This is a genomic window from Microbacterium sp. cx-59, assembly GCF_020805625.1.
Classification (GTDB): domain Bacteria; phylum Actinomycetota; class Actinomycetes; order Actinomycetales; family Microbacteriaceae; genus Microbacterium.
In genome coordinates this window covers 1-16610 of sequence record NZ_JAJHGO010000006.1, presented here as the reverse complement: position 1 = coordinate 16610, position 16610 = coordinate 1, and the positions used below count along the sequence as shown (strand labels likewise).

The following is a 16610-nucleotide window of genomic DNA, read 5'->3' as shown; positions in this document are numbered from 1 at the left end:
CCCGTCCGCGAGACAGCGCTTTCGCCACGAGACGTCGGTTCCCGACCGACGTCTCGTGGCGCGAATGCAGTCTCGCGGCCGGAAGGCGGTCAGACGCCGAGCACGGCCTCGATCGGGCCCCGGGCGAAGAAGACGACGAAGCCGGCCGCGACGACCCACAGGAGTGGGCTGATCGTGCGGGCGGCACCGGTCAGCGACCGGACCACGACCCAGGCGATGAAGCCCGCGCCGATGCCGTCGGCGATCGAGTACGTCATCGGCATGATGATGACCGTCAGGAACACCGGGATCAGCACCGACGGGTCGGTGAGGTCGACGTGCCGGATCTGGCTCATCATCAGCGCGCCGACGAGCACGAGCGCGGCCGACGCGATCTCGGTCGGGACGATCGTCGTGAGCGGAGTGACGAACATCGCCAGCACGAACAGCGCCCCCGTCACCAGGTTCGCGATCCCCGTGCGCGCGCCCTCGCCGATCCCCGTGCCGGACTCCACGAACACCGTGTTCGATGACGATGAGGTGAGCCCGCCCGCCACGGCGCCGAGGCCCTCGACGACGAGCGCCGAGCGCAGGCGCGGGAAGTTGCCGCGCTCATCGGCGAGTCCGGCCTCACGGCTGAGGCCGGTGAACGTGCCCATGGCGTCGAAGAAGTTCGTGAACAGCAGAGTGAACACGAGCATCGTCGCGGCGAGCACGCCGATGCGGTCGAAGGACCCGAAGCTGACCTGACCGATCAGGCTGAGATCGGGCAGGCTGACGACGGATGCGGGCAGCTCCGGCACGGTGAGCGACCAGCCGCCGGGGTTCACGGTGCCGTCCGCTCCGATGCGCGGGCCGAGGTGCCAGATGGCCTCGACGATGACCGAGAGGACCGTGCCGCTCACGAGCCCGATCAGGAGCGCGCCCTTGACGCGCCGCACCATCAGCACGGCGCTCACGAGCAGCGTCAGCACGAACATGAGGGTCGGGACGGTCGCGATCGAGCCGCCCGTGCCGAGCCCGACCGGGGGAGAGGACAGCCCGGTGGACTGCGCGAATCCGGCGTTGACGAGACCGATGAAGGCGATGAACAGGCCGATGCCGACGGTGATTGCCGTCTTGAGCGCGAGCGGGACGGCGTCGAAGATCCGACGTCGCAGGCCCGTCACCGCCAGCAGCACGATGATCACACCGTTGATCAGGACGAGCCCCATCGCCTCGGGCCAGGTGACCTGACCGACGACGCTCACGGCGAGGAATGAGTTGATGCCGAGGCCCGCCGCGAAGGCGAACGGCAGCCGGGCGACGAGACCGAACAGGATCGTCATGACCCCCGCGGTCAGCGCGGTCGTCGCCGCGACCTGCGCGAACCCGAGCGTATTGCCGGCGACATCCGTTCCGCCGGAGAGGATGATCGGGTTCAGCACGACGATGTAGGCCATCGCCACGAAGGTCACGACTCCGGCGCGCACCTCGCCGCCGATCGTCGCTCCGCGTTCGGTGAGCGCGAAGTAGCGGTCGATGCGGCCTCGGCGGCCGGATGCGGGTGGGGTCTCGGCGGGATGGTTCACAGTCGACGGTTCCTCGTGCACCCAACGACGTTAGTCGCCCGGCGGCGATCCGCGCACCGCGGGCTGTCCCTCCGGTGCGACGCGCCCGGTGTCGGATGCGGAAGTGGGCGCGCCTCGCGTGGGACGCGGGCCCCGCATCCGGTGCTGGGTAGGGTCGATCAGGCATGCACCGCCTTCTCGTCTCCCTGCTCTCCGCGCTCGACGCTCTCGTCGCCGCGGTCGTCGGCGTCGCTGTCGCGGTCGCCCCGCTGATGGTGCTCTGGTTCGTCGTCTTCGGGACTCCCGATCTCGGGGCAATCTGGCAGACGTCGGCGGCCATCTGGCACCTCGGTCACGCCGTCCCGCTCGCGATCACGCTGCCCGCGGAGTACCTGGCGCAGGCCGGCATTGATCCGTCGCTCGCGTCGTTCGTGCTGTCGCTCGCGCCCCTCGGGTTCGCCGCCTTCACGTTCCTGTTCGCCGCGCGCTCCGGCGCCCGAGCAGCTCGGGCCGGCGCGTGGCTGACCGGTGTCGCGACCGGGACCATCGTCTTCACCGCCTTCGCCGTCGGTGTCGCGCTGACCTCCGCCGCGGAGGTCGTGAGCGTGTCGCTGTGGCAGGCCGTGCTCTTCCCCTCGGCGTTCTACGCGTCGGGACTTCTCGCGGGCGCCGTCCGGGTGGCCTGGACCGATGGCGACGAGGGGATCGTGGACAGCATCCGGCTCCGCCTCGACCGGGCGGGCCACGCGTGGCCCGAGGTGCCGGGACTCATCGCCCGGGGTACGGCGCTCGTCGTCACGGCCCTGCTCGGCGCCGGCGCCCTGCTGCTCGCGATCGCGCTCGTCGTGCGTGCCCCGCAGATCGTCGCGCTCTCGCAGTCGGCCAACCTCGACGGCTTCGGCGCCGTCGTGGTCGCTCTCGGGCAGATGCTGTATCTGCCGACGCTCGTGCTCTGGGCGGTCGCGTTCCTCGCCGGTCCCGGTGTCGGGCTCGGAGCGGGGGCGGTGGTGGCCCCCGGCGGCACACAGCTCGGCATCCTGCCCGGCATCCCGGTGCTCGGCGTCCTGCCCGAGTCCTCCTCGCCCTGGCTGCTCGCCCTCGCGCTCCTCCCGGTGGCGGCGGGAGCCGCGGCGGGCTGGGCGGTGCGTTCGCGGCTGTCGCCGCGCGGAAGCTCCGCGGATGCGGAAACCACCGGCATCCTGGTGGCGCTGACCGGGGCGATCGCGCTGTTCTCCGCCCTCGCGGCGGCGCTGCTCGCCGTGCTCGCCACCGGTTCGCTCGGACCGGGCCGCCTCGCCGGCATCGGACCGGATGCGGCCGCGGTCGCGATCGCGATCGGCGTCGAGGTGGGCCTCGGCGCCGGCATCCTGCTGCTCGCCCCGCGCCGCGGCGCAGGCGCGGGACGCGATACCGCGTTCGCCCCGGACGGCGACCGGTCGCGCCGCTAGACTGACCGGGTGCTCACCGTCGCCGTCCTCATCTCCGGCGCCGGCTCGAACCTTCGGGCGCTTCTGGAAGCCGCGGCCGCGGCCGACTTCCCCGCGCGGGTGATCGTCGTCGGCGCCGACCGTGAAGCCGATGGTCTGGCGCACGCGGAGGCCTTCGGCATCCCGAGCTTCGTCGTTCCGTGGCCCGGCGCCGCCGAACGCGAGGCGTGGGGGGCGGAGCTCGCCAGCCAGCTCGAGGTGTGGAATCCGGATCTCGTCGTGCTCTCGGGGCTCATGCGCCTGCTGCCCGGGGCGGTCGTCGAACGCTGGTCTCCGCGCATGATCAACACGCACCCGGCGTACCTTCCGGAGTTTCCCGGTGCCCACGCTGTCCGCGACGCGATGGTCGCGGGCGTGGCCGAAACCGGCGCGAGCGTCATCGTGGTCGACGACGGCGTCGACACCGGTCCTATCCTCGCCCAGGAGCGCGTCGCCGTGCTGCCGGGCGACGACGAGCACGCGCTCCACGAGCGCATCAAGCCCGTCGAACGGCGTCTGCTGATCGACGTCGTGCGCCGGATCGCCGTCGGCGACCTCGACCTCGCCGCATCCGTTCTCTGACCGACACCCTTTCCCCACCGAGGAGTCCCATGGCCGGGCCCAGCCACGATCCGTCCCTTTACCGTCACCGCGACACCGTCCCGGTGCGCCGCGCACTCGTTTCGGTGAGCGACAAGACCGACCTGTTGACGCTGGCCGAGAGCCTGTCCGCCGCCGGTGTCGAGATCGTCTCCACGGGGTCCACGGCCTCGACGATCCGCGACGCCGGGTTCGCGGTCACGGATGTTTCGGCGGTCACGGGGTTCCCCGAGTCGCTCGATGGTCGGGTGAAGACGCTGCACCCCGGGGTGCACGCGGGCCTCCTCGCGGATCTGCGTCTGGAAAGCCACGAGCACCAGCTCGGCGAGCTCGGCATCGCGGCGTTCGAGCTCGTCGTGGTGAACCTCTACCCGTTCGTGGAAACCGTGGCATCCGGCGCCGAGGGCGACGCGGTCGTCGAGCAGATCGACATCGGCGGCCCCGCGATGGTGCGTGCGTCGGCGAAGAACTACGCGAACGTCGCGATCGTGGTCTCGCCGGAGTCCTACCCGGCGATCATCGAGTCGATCGCGGCGGGTGGCACGACGCTCGCGCAGCGGAAGGAACTCGCCGCGCGCGCCTTCGCGCACACCGCGGGCTACGACCGGGCGGTGGCGACCTGGTTCGCCGAGGGCACGCTCAACGGCGACTCCGAACTGCCCGCGCACCTCACGATCGGGGCCGAGCGCCTCGAGACGCTGCGCTACGGCGAGAACTCGCACCAGCGCGCCGCGATCTACACCCGCAGCGGCGGCCACGGCATCGCCCAGGCCACCCAGTTGCAGGGCAAAGAGATGTCGTACAACAACTACGTCGACGCGGATGCGGCGTTGCGCGCCGCGTTCGACATGGTCCAGCCCGCGGTCGCCATCATCAAGCACGCGAACCCCTGCGGCATCGCGGTGAGCGCGCCGAACGCTCTCGACCCGATCGCGAGCGCGCACCTGCGTGCCCACGAGTGCGACCCGGTGTCGGCCTTCGGCGGCGTCATCGCCGCGAACCGCACCGTCACGCTGAAGATGGCGGAGAACCTGCGCGACATCTTCACCGAGGTCATCGTCGCGCCGGACTTCGAGCCCGAGGCCCTCGAACTCTTCCGGCTGAAGAAGAACCTGCGCGTGCTGCAGCTGCCCGCCGACTGGCAGCAGGAGCGGTTCGATGTGCGCCTCGTCTCGGGCGGTCTGTTGCTGCAGGATGCCGACCGCTTCCCCGACGACATCGAGTCGGTCGCGAAGAACTGGGAACTCGTGGCCGGCGAACGCCCGGCCGACGAAGACATGACCAACCTGATCTTCGCGTGGAAGGCGTGCCGCGCGGTGAAGTCGAACGCGATCGTGCTCGCCCAGAACTCCGCCACCGTCGGCATCGGGATGGGACAGGTCAACCGGGTCGACTCCTGCCGCCTCGCGGTCGAACGCGCCGGCGACCGCGCGCGCGGGTCGGTGGCCGCATCCGACGCCTTCTTCCCGTTCTCGGACGGCCCGCAGGTGCTCGTCGACGCGGGCATCTCGGCGATCATCCAGCCCGGCGGATCCGTGCGCGATGAGGAGACCATCGCGCTCGCCCGCGAGCACGGCGTCACAATGTTCTTCACCGGCGAGCGGCACTTCTACCACTGAGCACCGCGGGCGCGTGTGAAGAACCTGGTCGGAGCGCGTGCTCCGACCCGGTTCTTCGTTCTCAGGCGGCCGGCCGCCCGTAGGTCTCGAGAAAGCGGAGCCACACTTCGCTGAGCGTGGGATAGGCGGGCACGGCGTGCCAGAGTCGGGCGATCGGCACTTCGCCGACGATCGCGATTGTGGCGGCATGCAGCAGTTCGGCGACCTCGGACCCCACGAACGTGACGCCGATCAGTACCTGGCGGTCCTCGTCGACGATCGCGCGCGCGGTGCCGACGTAGTCATCGCTGAACGTGGAGGCGCCGGCGACCCAGGAGAGGTCGTAATCGAGCGTGCGGATGCGGCGCCCGGCCTTCTGCGCGGCCGCTTCCGTGAGGCCGACCGAGGCGACCTCGGGGTCGGTGAAGGTGACCTGCGGCACGCTGTCGTGGTCAGCCGTCGCGACGTGCGTGCCCCAGGGCGCGTCGTCGACCGTGCCGCCGGTGGCTCGTGCGGCGATGACGTCGCCCGCGGCGCGCGCCTGGTACTTGCCCTGGTGGGTGAGGAGAGCGCGGTGGTTGACGTCACCGACGGCGTACAGCCAGTCCGAGCCGTGCACGCGCATCGTGTCGTCGACCTCGAGCCAGGTGCCCGGCTCCAGCCCGATGCTCTCGAGCCCGAGATCGTCGGTGCGCGGGAGGCGACCCGTCGCGACGAGCACTTCCGCGGCGCGCACGGTCTCGCCGCTCGAGAGTGTCAGTTCGGCCGTGTCTCCCTCACGACGCGCCTCGGTGACCTCGGCGCCGAGGAGCAGCGTGACCCCGCGCTCGCGCAGCGCGTCACCGACGAGCGTGCCGGCGAACGGCTCCATCCCGCCGAGCAGCGACCCGCGTACGACGAGCGTCACCGACGCGCCGAGGTCGCTGTACGCGTTCGCCATCTCGGCCGCCACTACTCCGCCGCCGATGATGGCGAGACTCTCCGGCACCTGCTCGGCGCTGGTCGCCTCGCGACTGGTCCACGGCGAGATCTCGGCGAGTCCGGGGGTGTCGGGCAGCAGAGCGGAACTGCCGGTGCAGACCGCGACCGCGTGGCGGGCGATGAGCTCGGTCACGCCGCCATCTGCCGAGGCGACGCTCACCCGCTTCTCGCCGACGATCCGCCCGTGACCGCGCACGAGATCGATCCCGGCGCCCTGCAGCCACTCCACCTGCGAGGAGTCGTTCCACGAGTGCGTCAGGGTGTCGCGGCGTCGCAGCACACCGGCGACGTCGACGTCTCCGGTGACCGCTTGCTTCGCTCCGTCGACGGCCCGCGCGGCGCGAAGTGCCGAGCCCGCTCGCAGGAGCGCTTTCGAGGGCATGCACGCCCAGTACGAACATTCGCCGCCGACCAGTTCGCTCTCGACGATGACCGCCGTGAGTCCGCGTTGCACCGCGCGATCGGCGACGTTCTCGCCCACCGGGCCCGCCCCGATCACAATCAGGTCGTACGTGCGGGTGGCGGATGCTCCGGATGCGGCGTCGGTCATGCCGCGACGCTATCTCGTTCCGGTCACCGGGCGCGAGGGCTTGCGGACCCCGCGGGACGGCCCCCGGCGTGCCGCGCTGCCGTGTCCGAAAACCGCGAGCGGGTGGCGCCGGCGCGTGTCAGGCTGAGTGCATGCCCCTCGCCGCACTGTCGTTCGACGAACGCTATCGCGCCATCCATTCGCGCGATGCGCGGTTCGACGGCCAGTTCGTGACCGCCGTTCGCACGACCGGTATCTACTGCCGTCCGAGCTGCCCGGCCCGCACCCCGCTGCCCGCGAACGTCACGTTCTACCCGACCAGCGCAGCCGCCCACGAAGCGGGGTACCGCGCGTGCAAGCGCTGTCTTCCGGAGGCTGCACCGGGTTCGCCGGAGTGGGACCTCCGCGCCGACGTCGCCGGCCGGGCGATGCGGCTCATCGCCGACGGAGTCGTCGAACGCGACGGGGTTCCCGGCCTCGCGCAGCGGCTCGGATACTCGTCGCGGCATCTCACGCGCGTGCTCACCGCGGAACTGGGGGCGGGGCCCCTCGCCCTCGCCCGCGCCCACCGCGCGCACACGGCACGGATGCTGCTCGTCGGCACCGACCTGCCCGCCTCCGAGGTCGCCTTCTCGGCGGGCTTCGCCAGCATCCGCCAGTTCAACGAGACGGTGCGCGAGGTCTTCGGGATGACCCCGCTCGCCCTCCGCGCGCGGCGTCGCGGCGAACATCACGCCGAGTCCGGCACGATCGAGCTGGTGCTCGCGCACCGGGGGCCGATCGACCTCGACGGTGTCTTCGGCTGGATGGACGTCCGCGCCGTCGCGGGCACCGAGACGGCCACCCCCGACTCCTTCGCCCGCACCCTCCGCCTCGCGAGCGGCACCGCGTGGTTCGAGGTGCGCCGCACGCCCGACGCCCTGCGGCTGCGGACGCGGCTGACGCGCCTGTCGGACCTGCCCCAGCTGCTCACGCGCGTGCGCCGGCTGTTCGACCTGGATGCCGACCCGACCGCGGTCGATGACGCACTCGCCCGCCACCCGGAACTCGCCGCCCACGTGCGCGCCGTGCCCGGGATCCGCGTGCCCGGCGCCGCCGATCCGCACGAGATGCTGATCCGCGCGATGGTCGGGCAGCAGATCACGGTCGCCGCCGCGCGCACCGCGTTGAACGCGCTGACGGATGCGCTCGGCGAGCGGGTACCCGCGCACGCCGGCACGGACCGGCTGTTCCCGACGATGGCCGCGATCGCGGCGCACGGCGCGGACGTGCTCCGCGGGCCGGGTGCCCGCATCCGCGCGATCACGGGCGCCGCCGCCGCGCTCGCCGACGGAACCCTGACCCTCGACGCGGGCGACGATGCACAGGAGCAGCGCGCGCGACTGCTGGCGATGCCGGGCATCGGGCCGTGGACCGCGGACTACGTGCGGATGCGGGTGACGGGGGACCCCGACGTCTTCCTCCCGGGCGACGTGGCCGTCCGTGCCGGCGGCGCGCGGCTCGGCCTCCCCGCCGACCCCCGGGGCATCGCGGCCTGGGCCGAGCGCGGAGCACCCTGGCGGAGTTACCTCACGGCGCACCTGTGGCGCGCCGCCGCGGCGCCAGGGGCGGCGGCCCCTCGCCCGGCGGCGCGGAAGAGGACCGCAGTCGTCGGACCGGACGCCGCCGATGCGCCACATCCGTCCCACAAGTTCACATTTGCCCCAGCGGTCCGACGACTCGCGACCACCCCCACCCAGGAGACGCCATGACCGCCCTCATCGAGACCATCGACACCCCCGACGGGCCCTTCACCGCGCTCGTCGACGACCGCCAGCGCGTGCTCGCGTCGGGGTGGACGGCCGATCGTGAGGTCGTCCTCGGCCGGCTGCGCGCGGCGGCGCGGCCCGCGGAGGCCCGGGACGGCACGGTCGAGGCCATGGAGGCCGTGCGCGCCTACTACGCGGGCGACGTGACGGCGATCGACGACGTCGCGGTGCACCAGGTCGGCACGGTCGGTCAGCTCGCCGGGTGGCGCGCGCTGCGGAGCATCGCGCCCGGCGCGCCGCTCACCTACACGGAGTTCGCGATCGCCCTGGGCTCTCCGCGGGCGGTGCGGGCGGCCGCATCCATCTGCGCCCGGAACGCACCCGCGCTGTTCGTGCCGTGCCACCGCGTGCTTCGCACCGGGGGAGCGCTCGGCGGCTTCGCCTGGGGGCTCGACGTCAAGCGCAGCCTTCTCGACCGCGAGCGCGGCGAGCGCGGCGAGCTCGTCTTTCCGCGGACGACTTGAGCGGCGAGGGCGTCGTGCGGCGGACGGTCTGAGCGCGGCGAGCACCGTCCCGGGAAGGGTGTGGCGCTCGCGCGTGTTGCATCCAGCGAATCCACAGGCATATTCTGGAGGGCTGCTCTCCCTCCGCATGCGCCCCGCCGATCGCGGGGCTCCGGACCTGCGCCACGCACCCCCCCCCAGGAACCATGACACCCTCTTCCACGCTCTCCACTCCGCGCGCCCTCGCGCGGTTGCTTCCGTTCGCGCGCCCCGTGCTCCCGCGGCTCATCCTCGGCGCGGTCAGCGCCCTGGCGGCCAGCATCGTCGCGCTCATGATCCCCCTCGTCCTCGAGGGCGTCGTCGGCGGCCCGATCGCTTCGGGCGACCCCGGCCAGATCCTGTGGGGCGCGATCGCGGTCCTCGCCCTGGGATTGGCGGAGGCGATCCTCGTGTGGGCGCGGCGCTGGTTCGTGCTCGCGCCCTCGACGCACATCGAGTACGAGCTGCGCACCGGGTTCTACCGACGGCTGCAGCGTCTCCCGGTCTCGTTCCACGACCGCTGGCAGTCCGGACAGCTGCTGAGTCGCATGATGCAGGACATCAGCCTCATCCGCCGCTGGCTCGCGTTCGGCCTCATCCTGCTGGTCGTCAACGTGCTCACGATCGCCATCGGCACCGTGCTGCTGTTCCAGTGGCACTGGCTGCTCGGTGTGATCTTCCTGATCTTCTCCGCGCCGCTCTGGTACGCCGGCTTCCACTTCGAGAAGCAGTACGGCACGCTCGCCCGGCAGAGTCAGGACCAGGCCGGCGATCTGGCGACCTCGGTCGAGGAGAGCGTGCACGGCATCCGCGTGCTGAAGGCCTTCGGTCGGGGCGGGCACGCGCTGGCGAAGTTCACCCGTCAGGCCGAGACGCTGCGTCAGACCGAGCTCCGCAAGGCTCGGGCGATCGGGCAGATCTGGTTCTGGCTCGTGCTGCTGCCGGAGATCGCCTTCGCGTTCTGCTTGGGCGCCGGCATCGTGCTCGCCAGCCTCGGTGAGCTCTCGGTCGCGCAGCTGTTCGCCTTCTTCGCGATGGCGACCGTGCTGCGGTGGCCGATGGAATCCATCGGCTTCCTCTTCTCCTTCATGCTCGACGCCCGCACGGCCACCGACCGTATCTACGAGGTGTTCGACGAGGAGAACACGATCGTCGATCCGGCCGCGCCGAAGACGATCCCGACGGCGCGCGGGCGACTCGTGTTCGAGGACGCGCACTTCCGCTATCAGGATGCGCCCGAGACGCAGCGCGACCTCCTAGACGGGGTCGACCTCGCGCTCGAGCCGGGCGAGACGATGGCTCTCGTCGGTCTCACGGGTTCCGGCAAGACCACCCTCACGACGCTCCCCGCGCGGCTCTACGACGTGACGGGCGGTCGGGTCACGCTCGACGGCGTCGACGTCCGCGACCTGACCCTCGAAGAGCTCCGCACCCATGTGGCGATGGCGTTCGAGGACGCGACGCTCTTCTCCGCGAGCGTCCGCGAGAACGTGCTGCTCGGTCGGGACGACCTCGATCCGACCTCGCCGGAGGGCGAGCGGGTGATGCGCGAGGCGCTCACGATCGCGCAGGCCGGCTTCGTCGACGAGCTTCCCCGTGGCGTCGACACCGTCATCGGCGAGGAGGGCCTGAGCCTCTCCGGCGGCCAGCGCCAGCGCCTCGCCCTCGCCCGTGCGGTCGCGGCGCGCCCGGCCGTGCTGGTGCTCGACGACCCGCTGTCGGCCCTCGATGTCGACACCGAGGCGCTCGTGGAAGAGGCGCTTCGTCGCGTGCTCGCCGAGACCACCGCGCTCATCATCGCCCACCGCCCCTCGACGGTCGCGCTCGCCGACCGCGTCGCGCTCATGGAGCACGGCCGGGTCACCGCGGTCGGCACGCATTCCGAGCTCATGCGCACCTCGGACCACTACCGCTACGTCATCTCCAGTCTCGACAGCGATGACGCGGATGCAGCCCACGAAGGAGTCGCGTCATGACGACCGTCACCGGAACCGGCGGAGAAGACCGCTCCGACTACACGCGTGAAGAGAGCCGCCACATCCGGCGCCGGTCGCTGCGCCTGCTCGGCTCGCTCGTGACACCGCTGCGCGGGCATCTGATCCTCGCGGCGCTCGTGCTCGTCGTCTCGACGGCGCTCCGTGTGATCGGCCCGGCACTCATCGCCTACGGCATCGACACGGCGCTTCCCGGGGTGATCGACCGGATGGACTGGATGCCGGCGATCGGCGTGTTCGCCGTGTACCTCGTGTCCGCCATCGGCGGGGCGGGGCTCATCGGCTGGTACGTGGTCGTCGCCGCGCGGCTCACCCAGGCGGTCATGATGGACCTCCGCACGCGCATCTTCCGGCACACGCAGCGACTCAGCCTCGAGTTCCACGAGTCGTACACCTCGGGCCGCATCATCTCGCGCCAGACGAGCGACCTCGACACCATCCGCGAACTGCTCGACGGCGGGCTGAACGAACTCGTCTCGGGTGTGCTCTACGGCGGGTTCACCCTCGTCGCGCTGCTTCTGCTCGACTGGGAGAGCGGCGCCGTCCTCGTGATCATGGGCGTGCCGCTGTGGCTGCTCATGCGGTGGTTCTACCGGCGGTCCCAGGTCGTGTACCGCGAGTCGCGGGTCGTGAGCGCGAAGGTCATCGTGCAGTTCGTCGAGAGCATGACCGGCATCCGCGCGGTGAAGGCGTTCCGCAAGGAGCCGCGCAACGACGAGGCCTTCGGCGAGCTGTCGGGTCAGTACCGTGATGTGAACATGCGCTCGATCAAGCTGTTCGGCACGTTCGAGCCGGCCCTCATGGCGATCTCGGCGGCGACGCTCGCGCTCGTGATCCTGTGGGGCGGGCTCCGTGTCTCGAGCGGCGAGCTGGAGGTCGGTGTGCTGCTGGCCGCGGTGCTGTACGTGCGCAACTTCTTCTCGCCGCTGCAGGAAGTGGCGATGTTCCTGAACTCGTACCAGTCCGCCGCCGCCGCGCTCGAGAAGGTGTCGGGCGTGCTGGAGGAGGAGCCGTCGGTGCCCGATCCGGTGACGCCGGTCGACCTGCGTTCGGCCCGCGGCGCCATCGGGTTCGACGATGTCGAGTTCGGGTACGGCGACGGCCGGGTCGTTCTGCCGGGCTTCTCACTCGACGTTCCCGCGGGGCAGACCATCGCCCTCGTGGGCACCACGGGCGCGGGGAAGACGACGCTCGCGAAGCTGGTGTCGCGCTTCTACGACCCGACCGCGGGGCGCGTGACGCTCGATGGCGTGGACCTTCGGGAACTGCATCCGAAGGATCTGCGGCGCGCGATCGTCATGGTGACGCAGGAGGCGTACCTGTTCAGCGGAACGGTCGCCGACAACATCGCGCTCGGCAAACCCGACGCCACCTTCGAGGAGATCCAGCGGGCGGCGCGGGCTGTCGGCGCCGAGCAATTCATCGAGGCGCTGCCCGACGGGTACGACACCGACGTGAACAAGCGCGGCGGCCGGGTGTCGGCGGGGCAGCGTCAGCTGATCTCGTTCGCCCGCGCCTTCCTCGCCGATCCGGCCGTGCTGATCCTCGACGAGGCGACCGCGTCGCTCGACATCCCGAGCGAGCGGCTCATCCAGGAGGCGCTGCAGACCCTGCTCGCCGACCGCACGGCCATCATCATCGCCCACCGGTTGTCGACCGTCGCGATCGCCGACCGGGTGCTCGTCATGGAGCACGGTCGCATCATCGAGGACGACACCCCGGCCACCCTCATCGCCGGAACCGGTAAGTTCGCCCAGTTACACGCGGCCTGGCGGGCCTCGCTGGTCTGAGGTGCGTCACCGCCCGTTCAACCGGGCGGCGTAGCGTCGCGCGCGTGCCCCTGCCGCATCCGCCTCCGACCGTCGCCGCGCGCGGTGGGCTCCGGTGGTCGCGCGTGGCGGGTGGGCTCGTGATCGTGACGGCGCTGTGCGTGGCCGGGGCGGTGCTCGTTCGTCCGACAGACGTGGGCCCGGGCGCGGCTCCGGCCGCCGTGCCGGTCGTGTCGGCTGCCGTCGCGCCGGTGGCGGAGGCGTTACCGGCGGGGGAGGCCGCGGCGGGAGCTGCCGCCACGGTGGAGAGCGTCTCGGTCGTCGTCGCGCCGGATGCCGGGTGGGTCGAGGCGACGGCCGCGCGCACGGGGATCCCGGTGCGCGCGCTCGCGGCCTACGTGCGCGCCGATCTCGTGATCGATGCCGAACAGCCCGGATGCGGAATCGGGTGGAACACGATCGCCGGGATCGCGGCGATCGAATCCGATCACGGTCGGCACGGCGGTGCGGTGCTCGGGGCCGATGGGTACTCGACCCCGACGATCCGCGGCGCGGCGCTGGACGGCCGCGGGGTCGCGGCGATCCCCGACACCGACGGGGGAGCGTGGGACGGGGATGCGGTCTGGGATCGCGCGGTCGGACCGCTCCAGTTCATCCCCGCCACGTGGAGCACCTGGGGCGACGACGGGAACGGCGACGGCGCGGCGGATCCGAATCAGATCGACGACGCGGCCCTCGCGGCGGCGCGCTACCTGTGCGCGTCGGGTGAGATGACGACGGTCGGCGGATGGCGCGCCGCGGTGTTCAGCTACAACCATCTCGACGTCTACGTCGACGATGTGGCTCGTGTCGCGCAGCAGTACGGGGCGTCCGGCTGAATCCCGGCGGCAGGATCAGATCCGGATGCGGGCGACGATCTCGCCGAACTCGGTCTCATCGAACGGCTCGAACCCGACGCTCCGGAAGAACATCTCCGGACCCTCTTCGCCGGCTTCGTAGATGACGTCGACATGGTCCATGCCGCGCTCGCGCGCCTCGGAGATCAGGCTGTCGACGGCGAATCGTCCGACGCCGCGGCGCTGTTCGTCCGCGTCGACGTTGATGCGCCAGAGGACGGAGCGGAAATGCTCGTTCGATGAGTCCGCATCCAGGTTCGCGCTCACGAAGCCCACGACCTCGTCGCCGTCGAGCACGACGCGCTGCCAGGTGGTGCGCGGGTCGACCACGGTGGCCGCGACTCCGTAACTGACCGGGGCGAGGAACTGTTCCTGCCCGGGCTTGAGGGACAGCGTGTTCACGGCGACGATCGTCGCGGCGGAGAGCTCTTCGAGGCGCAGTTCCGTCATACCCACAGGCTAGCGCGCACGGCTCCCTCCCCGAAGGGATCGGACCGTGCATTACCGCGCGCCGCGTTCGCGCGCGCCGACAGAGGCGGAAAACTATCTTGACGTCGAGATAGTTTTCGGCCGTGGGGTAGGCTGAACGCACACCCCTGATCGCTTGACGGAGAGACGACACGTGCCTGATTCGACCATCATCTACACGCACACCGATGAGGCTCCGGCGCTCGCCACCGCCTCGTTCCTACCCATCGTCCAGGCGGTCGCCGGGCAAGCGGGTGTGCACATCGAAACGCGCGACATCTCGCTCGCCGGACGCATTCTCGCCGCGTTCCCGCAGCGCCTGACGCCCGAGCAGCTCGTCGGCGACTCGCTCGCCGAGCTCGGCGGTCTCGCGACCCTTCCCGAGGCCAACATCATCAAGCTGCCGAACATCTCGGCATCCATCCCGCAGCTGAAGGCCGCGATCGCGGAGCTCCAGGCGCAGGGTTACGACGTGCCGAACTACCCCGACGAGCCGTCCTCGCTCGATGAGAGCAACATCCGCGCGCGTTACGACCGCATCAAGGGCTCCGCCGTGAACCCGGTGCTGCGCGAGGGCAACAGCGATCGCCGTGCGCCGCTGTCGGTGAAGAACTACGCGCGCAACCACCCGCACCGCAACAAGCCGTTCCCGGCGGGTTCGAAGACGCGGGTCGCGACCCTCGGCCACGACGACTTCCGCTCGAACGAGACCTCGTGGGTCAGTGACGACGACGACGTGCTCGCCATCCAGCACGTCGCGGCCGACGGCACCGTCACCGAACTGAAGTCGGGCATCAAGGTGCTCCCCGGCGAGATCGTCGACGCCACGTTCCTCTCGGCCGCAGCGCTCGACGCGTTCCTCGCCGAGACGCTCGAGGCAGCGAAGGCCGACGACGTGCTCTACTCGGTGCACCTGAAGGCGACGATGATGAAGGTCAGCGACCCGATCATCTTCGGACACGTGGTCGAGGCGTACTTCGCCGACGTGTTCGCGAAGTACGGCGAGGTGCTCGCCGCAGCGGGCCTCACCCCCGACAACGGACTCGGCTCGATCCTCGCCGGGCTCTCGTCGATCGAGCAGGGCGAAGAGATCGCCGCGGCGATCACCGCCGACCTCGCGAACGGTCCGCGGCTGTCGTACGTCAACTCCGACAAGGGCACCACCAACCTGCACGTCCCCTCCGACGTCATCGTGGATGCCTCGATGCCGGCCCTCGTCCGCAACGGCGGAAAGCTGTGGGGCGTCGACGGCGGCGAGGACGACACCCTCGCCGTGATCCCCGACTCCTCGTACGCCGGTGTCTACCAGGCGGTCATCGACGACGTGATCGCGAACGGTCCGCTGGACCCGGCGACGATCGGTTCCGTGTCGAACGTGGGCCTCATGGCGCAGGCGGCCGAGGAGTACGGCAGCCACGACAAGACCTTCGAGATCGCCGCTCCCGGCGTCGTGCAGGTGCGCACGTCCGCCGGCGATGTCGTGCTCGAGCACCACGTCGAGAAGGGCGACATCTGGCGGGCGACGCAGACGAAGGACATCGCGGTGCGGGACTGGGTGAAGCTCGCGGTGACCCGAGCGCGCGCCACGGGCGTTCCGGCCGTGTTCTGGCTCGACGAGACCCGCGCGCACGACGCGCAGCTCATCGCGAAGGTCACGCGCTACCTCGCCGACCACGACACCGACGGTCTCCAGCTCGAGATCCTGCCTCCCGCCGAGGCGACCCTGTTCTCGCTGGAGCGGATGCGGCGCGGCGAAGACACCGTGTCGGTCACCGGCAACGTCCTCCGCGACTACCTGACCGATCTGTTCCCGATCCTCGAGGTCGGCACGAGCGCCAAGATGCTCTCGATCGTTCCTCTTCTCGCGGGCGGCGGACTGTTCGAGACCGGCGCGGGCGGCTCCGCCCCCAAGCACGTGCAGCAGCTGTTGTCGGAGGACTACCTCCGCTGGGACTCGCTGGGGGAGTTCTTCGCCCTGGCGGCCTCGCTCGAGCACTACGCGACTTTCACCGGCAACGCGAAGGCGAAGGTGCTCGCCGACACGCTGGATGCGGCGACCGGCACGTTCCTCGAGAACGACAAGTCGCCCGGCCGCGCGCTCGGCACGATCGACAACCGCGGCAGCCACTTCTACCTCGCCCTGTACTGGGTGCGGGAACTCGCCGCCCAGACCGCGGACGCCGAGCTCGCGTCGGCCTTCGCTCCTCTTGCTGAGAAGCTCACGGCGAACGAAGACACGATCGTCGCGGAACTCGTGGCGGTGCAGGGCGCGCCCGTCGAGATCGGCGGCTACTACCACCCCGACGCCGAGCTCGTGACGGCCATCATGCGGCCGTCGGCCACGCTGAACGGGATCATCGACGCGATCGGCTGATCACCGGAAACGACGGGGGGGGGGGGGGGGGGGCCCCCCCCCCCCCCCCCGGGGGGGGGGGGGGGGGGGGGGGGGGGGCCCCCGGGGGCGGGGGGGGGCCCGCCGCAACCAACATA

General features: G+C 71.1%; 12 protein-coding genes. 9 read left to right on the top strand and 3 right to left on the bottom strand.

Annotated elements, in window-relative coordinates:
- Nucleotides 1–89: 89 nt before the first annotated feature.
- Nucleotides 90–1571 (bottom strand): NCS2 family permease, encoded by a 1482-nt coding sequence (locus LMI96_RS06520; protein ID WP_374197914.1) that lies wholly within the window; start codon nucleotides 1569–1571, stop codon nucleotides 90–92.
- A gap of 143 nt (nucleotides 1572–1714) precedes the next feature.
- On the opposite strand from LMI96_RS06520, the gene LMI96_RS06515 reads away from it, so the two are divergent.
- Genes LMI96_RS06515 through purH form a run of 3 tightly spaced genes read left to right on the top strand, consistent with a single transcriptional unit; the run spans nucleotide 1715 to nucleotide 5214 of the window.
- Nucleotides 1715–2977 carry a DUF6350 family protein gene (locus LMI96_RS06515; RefSeq protein WP_228360901.1) on the top strand — a complete coding sequence of 421 codons (1263 nt, stop codon included), beginning with the start codon at nucleotides 1715–1717 and terminating at the stop codon, nucleotides 2975–2977.
- 9 nt (nucleotides 2978–2986) lie between these two features.
- Entirely contained in the window at nucleotides 2987–3577 is a 591-nt protein-coding gene (purN, locus tag LMI96_RS06510; protein WP_228360900.1) for a phosphoribosylglycinamide formyltransferase, read from the top strand.
- Nucleotides 3578–3606: 29 nt separating this feature from the next.
- Nucleotides 3607–5214: a bifunctional phosphoribosylaminoimidazolecarboxamide formyltransferase/IMP cyclohydrolase gene (gene purH / locus LMI96_RS06505; protein ID WP_223721806.1), complete on the top strand. Its 1608-nt coding sequence runs from the start codon at nucleotides 3607–3609 to the stop codon at nucleotides 5212–5214.
- 61 nt (nucleotides 5215–5275) lie between these two features.
- Here the strand turns inward: purH and LMI96_RS06500 are convergent, their stop codons facing one another.
- The gene (locus tag LMI96_RS06500; protein ID WP_228360899.1) at nucleotides 5276–6724 is read right to left on the bottom strand and encodes an NAD(P)/FAD-dependent oxidoreductase; all 1449 of its coding nucleotides are present in this window, start codon (nucleotides 6722–6724) and stop codon (nucleotides 5276–5278) included.
- A 131-nt stretch (nucleotides 6725–6855) separates the two neighbouring features.
- Here LMI96_RS06500 and LMI96_RS06495 point away from each other — a divergent pair, with 131 nt between their 5' ends.
- From LMI96_RS06495 to LMI96_RS06475, 5 genes are all read left to right on the top strand, one after another.
- Complete coding sequence (locus LMI96_RS06495; protein ID WP_228360898.1) at nucleotides 6856–8454, top strand: AlkA N-terminal domain-containing protein; 1599 nt, start codon at nucleotides 6856–6858, stop codon at nucleotides 8452–8454.
- Nucleotides 8451–8975: a methylated-DNA--[protein]-cysteine S-methyltransferase gene (locus tag LMI96_RS06490; RefSeq protein ID WP_228360897.1), complete on the top strand. Its 525-nt coding sequence runs from the start codon at nucleotides 8451–8453 to the stop codon at nucleotides 8973–8975. The genes LMI96_RS06495 and LMI96_RS06490 overlap by 4 nt, the downstream gene beginning before the upstream one ends.
- A 185-nt stretch (nucleotides 8976–9160) precedes the next feature.
- Nucleotides 9161–10969 carry an ABC transporter ATP-binding protein gene (locus LMI96_RS06485; protein WP_228360896.1) on the top strand — a complete coding sequence of 603 codons (1809 nt, stop codon included), beginning with the start codon at nucleotides 9161–9163 and terminating at the stop codon, nucleotides 10967–10969.
- Nucleotides 10966–12777: an ABC transporter ATP-binding protein gene (locus tag LMI96_RS06480; RefSeq protein ID WP_228360895.1), complete on the top strand. Its 1812-nt coding sequence runs from the start codon at nucleotides 10966–10968 to the stop codon at nucleotides 12775–12777. Before LMI96_RS06485 ends, LMI96_RS06480 begins: the two co-directional genes overlap by 4 nt.
- Before the next feature lie 44 nt (nucleotides 12778–12821).
- Complete coding sequence (locus tag LMI96_RS06475) at nucleotides 12822–13634, top strand: lytic murein transglycosylase (RefSeq protein WP_228360894.1); 813 nt, start codon at nucleotides 12822–12824, stop codon at nucleotides 13632–13634.
- 15 nt (nucleotides 13635–13649) lie between these two features.
- Here the strand turns inward: LMI96_RS06475 and LMI96_RS06470 are convergent, their stop codons facing one another.
- On the bottom strand, nucleotides 13650–14102 hold the full coding sequence (locus tag LMI96_RS06470; protein WP_223721813.1) for an N-acetyltransferase: 453 nt from the start codon (nucleotides 14100–14102) through the stop codon (nucleotides 13650–13652).
- Nucleotides 14103–14274: 172 nt separating this feature from the next.
- Between LMI96_RS06470 and LMI96_RS06465 the strand changes: the two genes are divergently transcribed.
- Nucleotides 14275–16494: an NADP-dependent isocitrate dehydrogenase gene (locus LMI96_RS06465; protein ID WP_228360893.1), complete on the top strand. Its 2220-nt coding sequence runs from the start codon at nucleotides 14275–14277 to the stop codon at nucleotides 16492–16494.
- Nucleotides 16495–16610 lie beyond the last annotated feature (116 nt).

Bases quoted from the DNA above. Each gene is read 5' to 3' on its own strand.
- LMI96_RS06500 (WP_228360899.1), bottom strand. From the start codon at position 6,724: ATGACCGACGCCGCATCCGGAGCATCCGCCACCCGCACGTACGACCTG.
- purH (WP_223721806.1), top strand. From the start codon at position 3,607: ATGGCCGGGCCCAGCCACGATCCGTCCCTTTACCGTCACCGCGACACC.
- LMI96_RS06485 (WP_228360896.1), top strand. From the start codon at position 9,161: ATGACACCCTCTTCCACGCTCTCCACTCCGCGCGCCCTCGCGCGGTTG.
- LMI96_RS06480 (WP_228360895.1), top strand. From the start codon at position 10,966: ATGACGACCGTCACCGGAACCGGCGGAGAAGACCGCTCCGACTACACG.
- LMI96_RS06515 (WP_228360901.1), top strand. From the start codon at position 1,715: ATGCACCGCCTTCTCGTCTCCCTGCTCTCCGCGCTCGACGCTCTCGTC.
- LMI96_RS06490 (WP_228360897.1), top strand. From the start codon at position 8,451: ATGACCGCCCTCATCGAGACCATCGACACCCCCGACGGGCCCTTCACC.
- LMI96_RS06470 (WP_223721813.1), bottom strand. From the start codon at position 14,102: ATGACGGAACTGCGCCTCGAAGAGCTCTCCGCCGCGACGATCGTCGCC.
- LMI96_RS06495 (WP_228360898.1), top strand. From the start codon at position 6,856: ATGCCCCTCGCCGCACTGTCGTTCGACGAACGCTATCGCGCCATCCAT.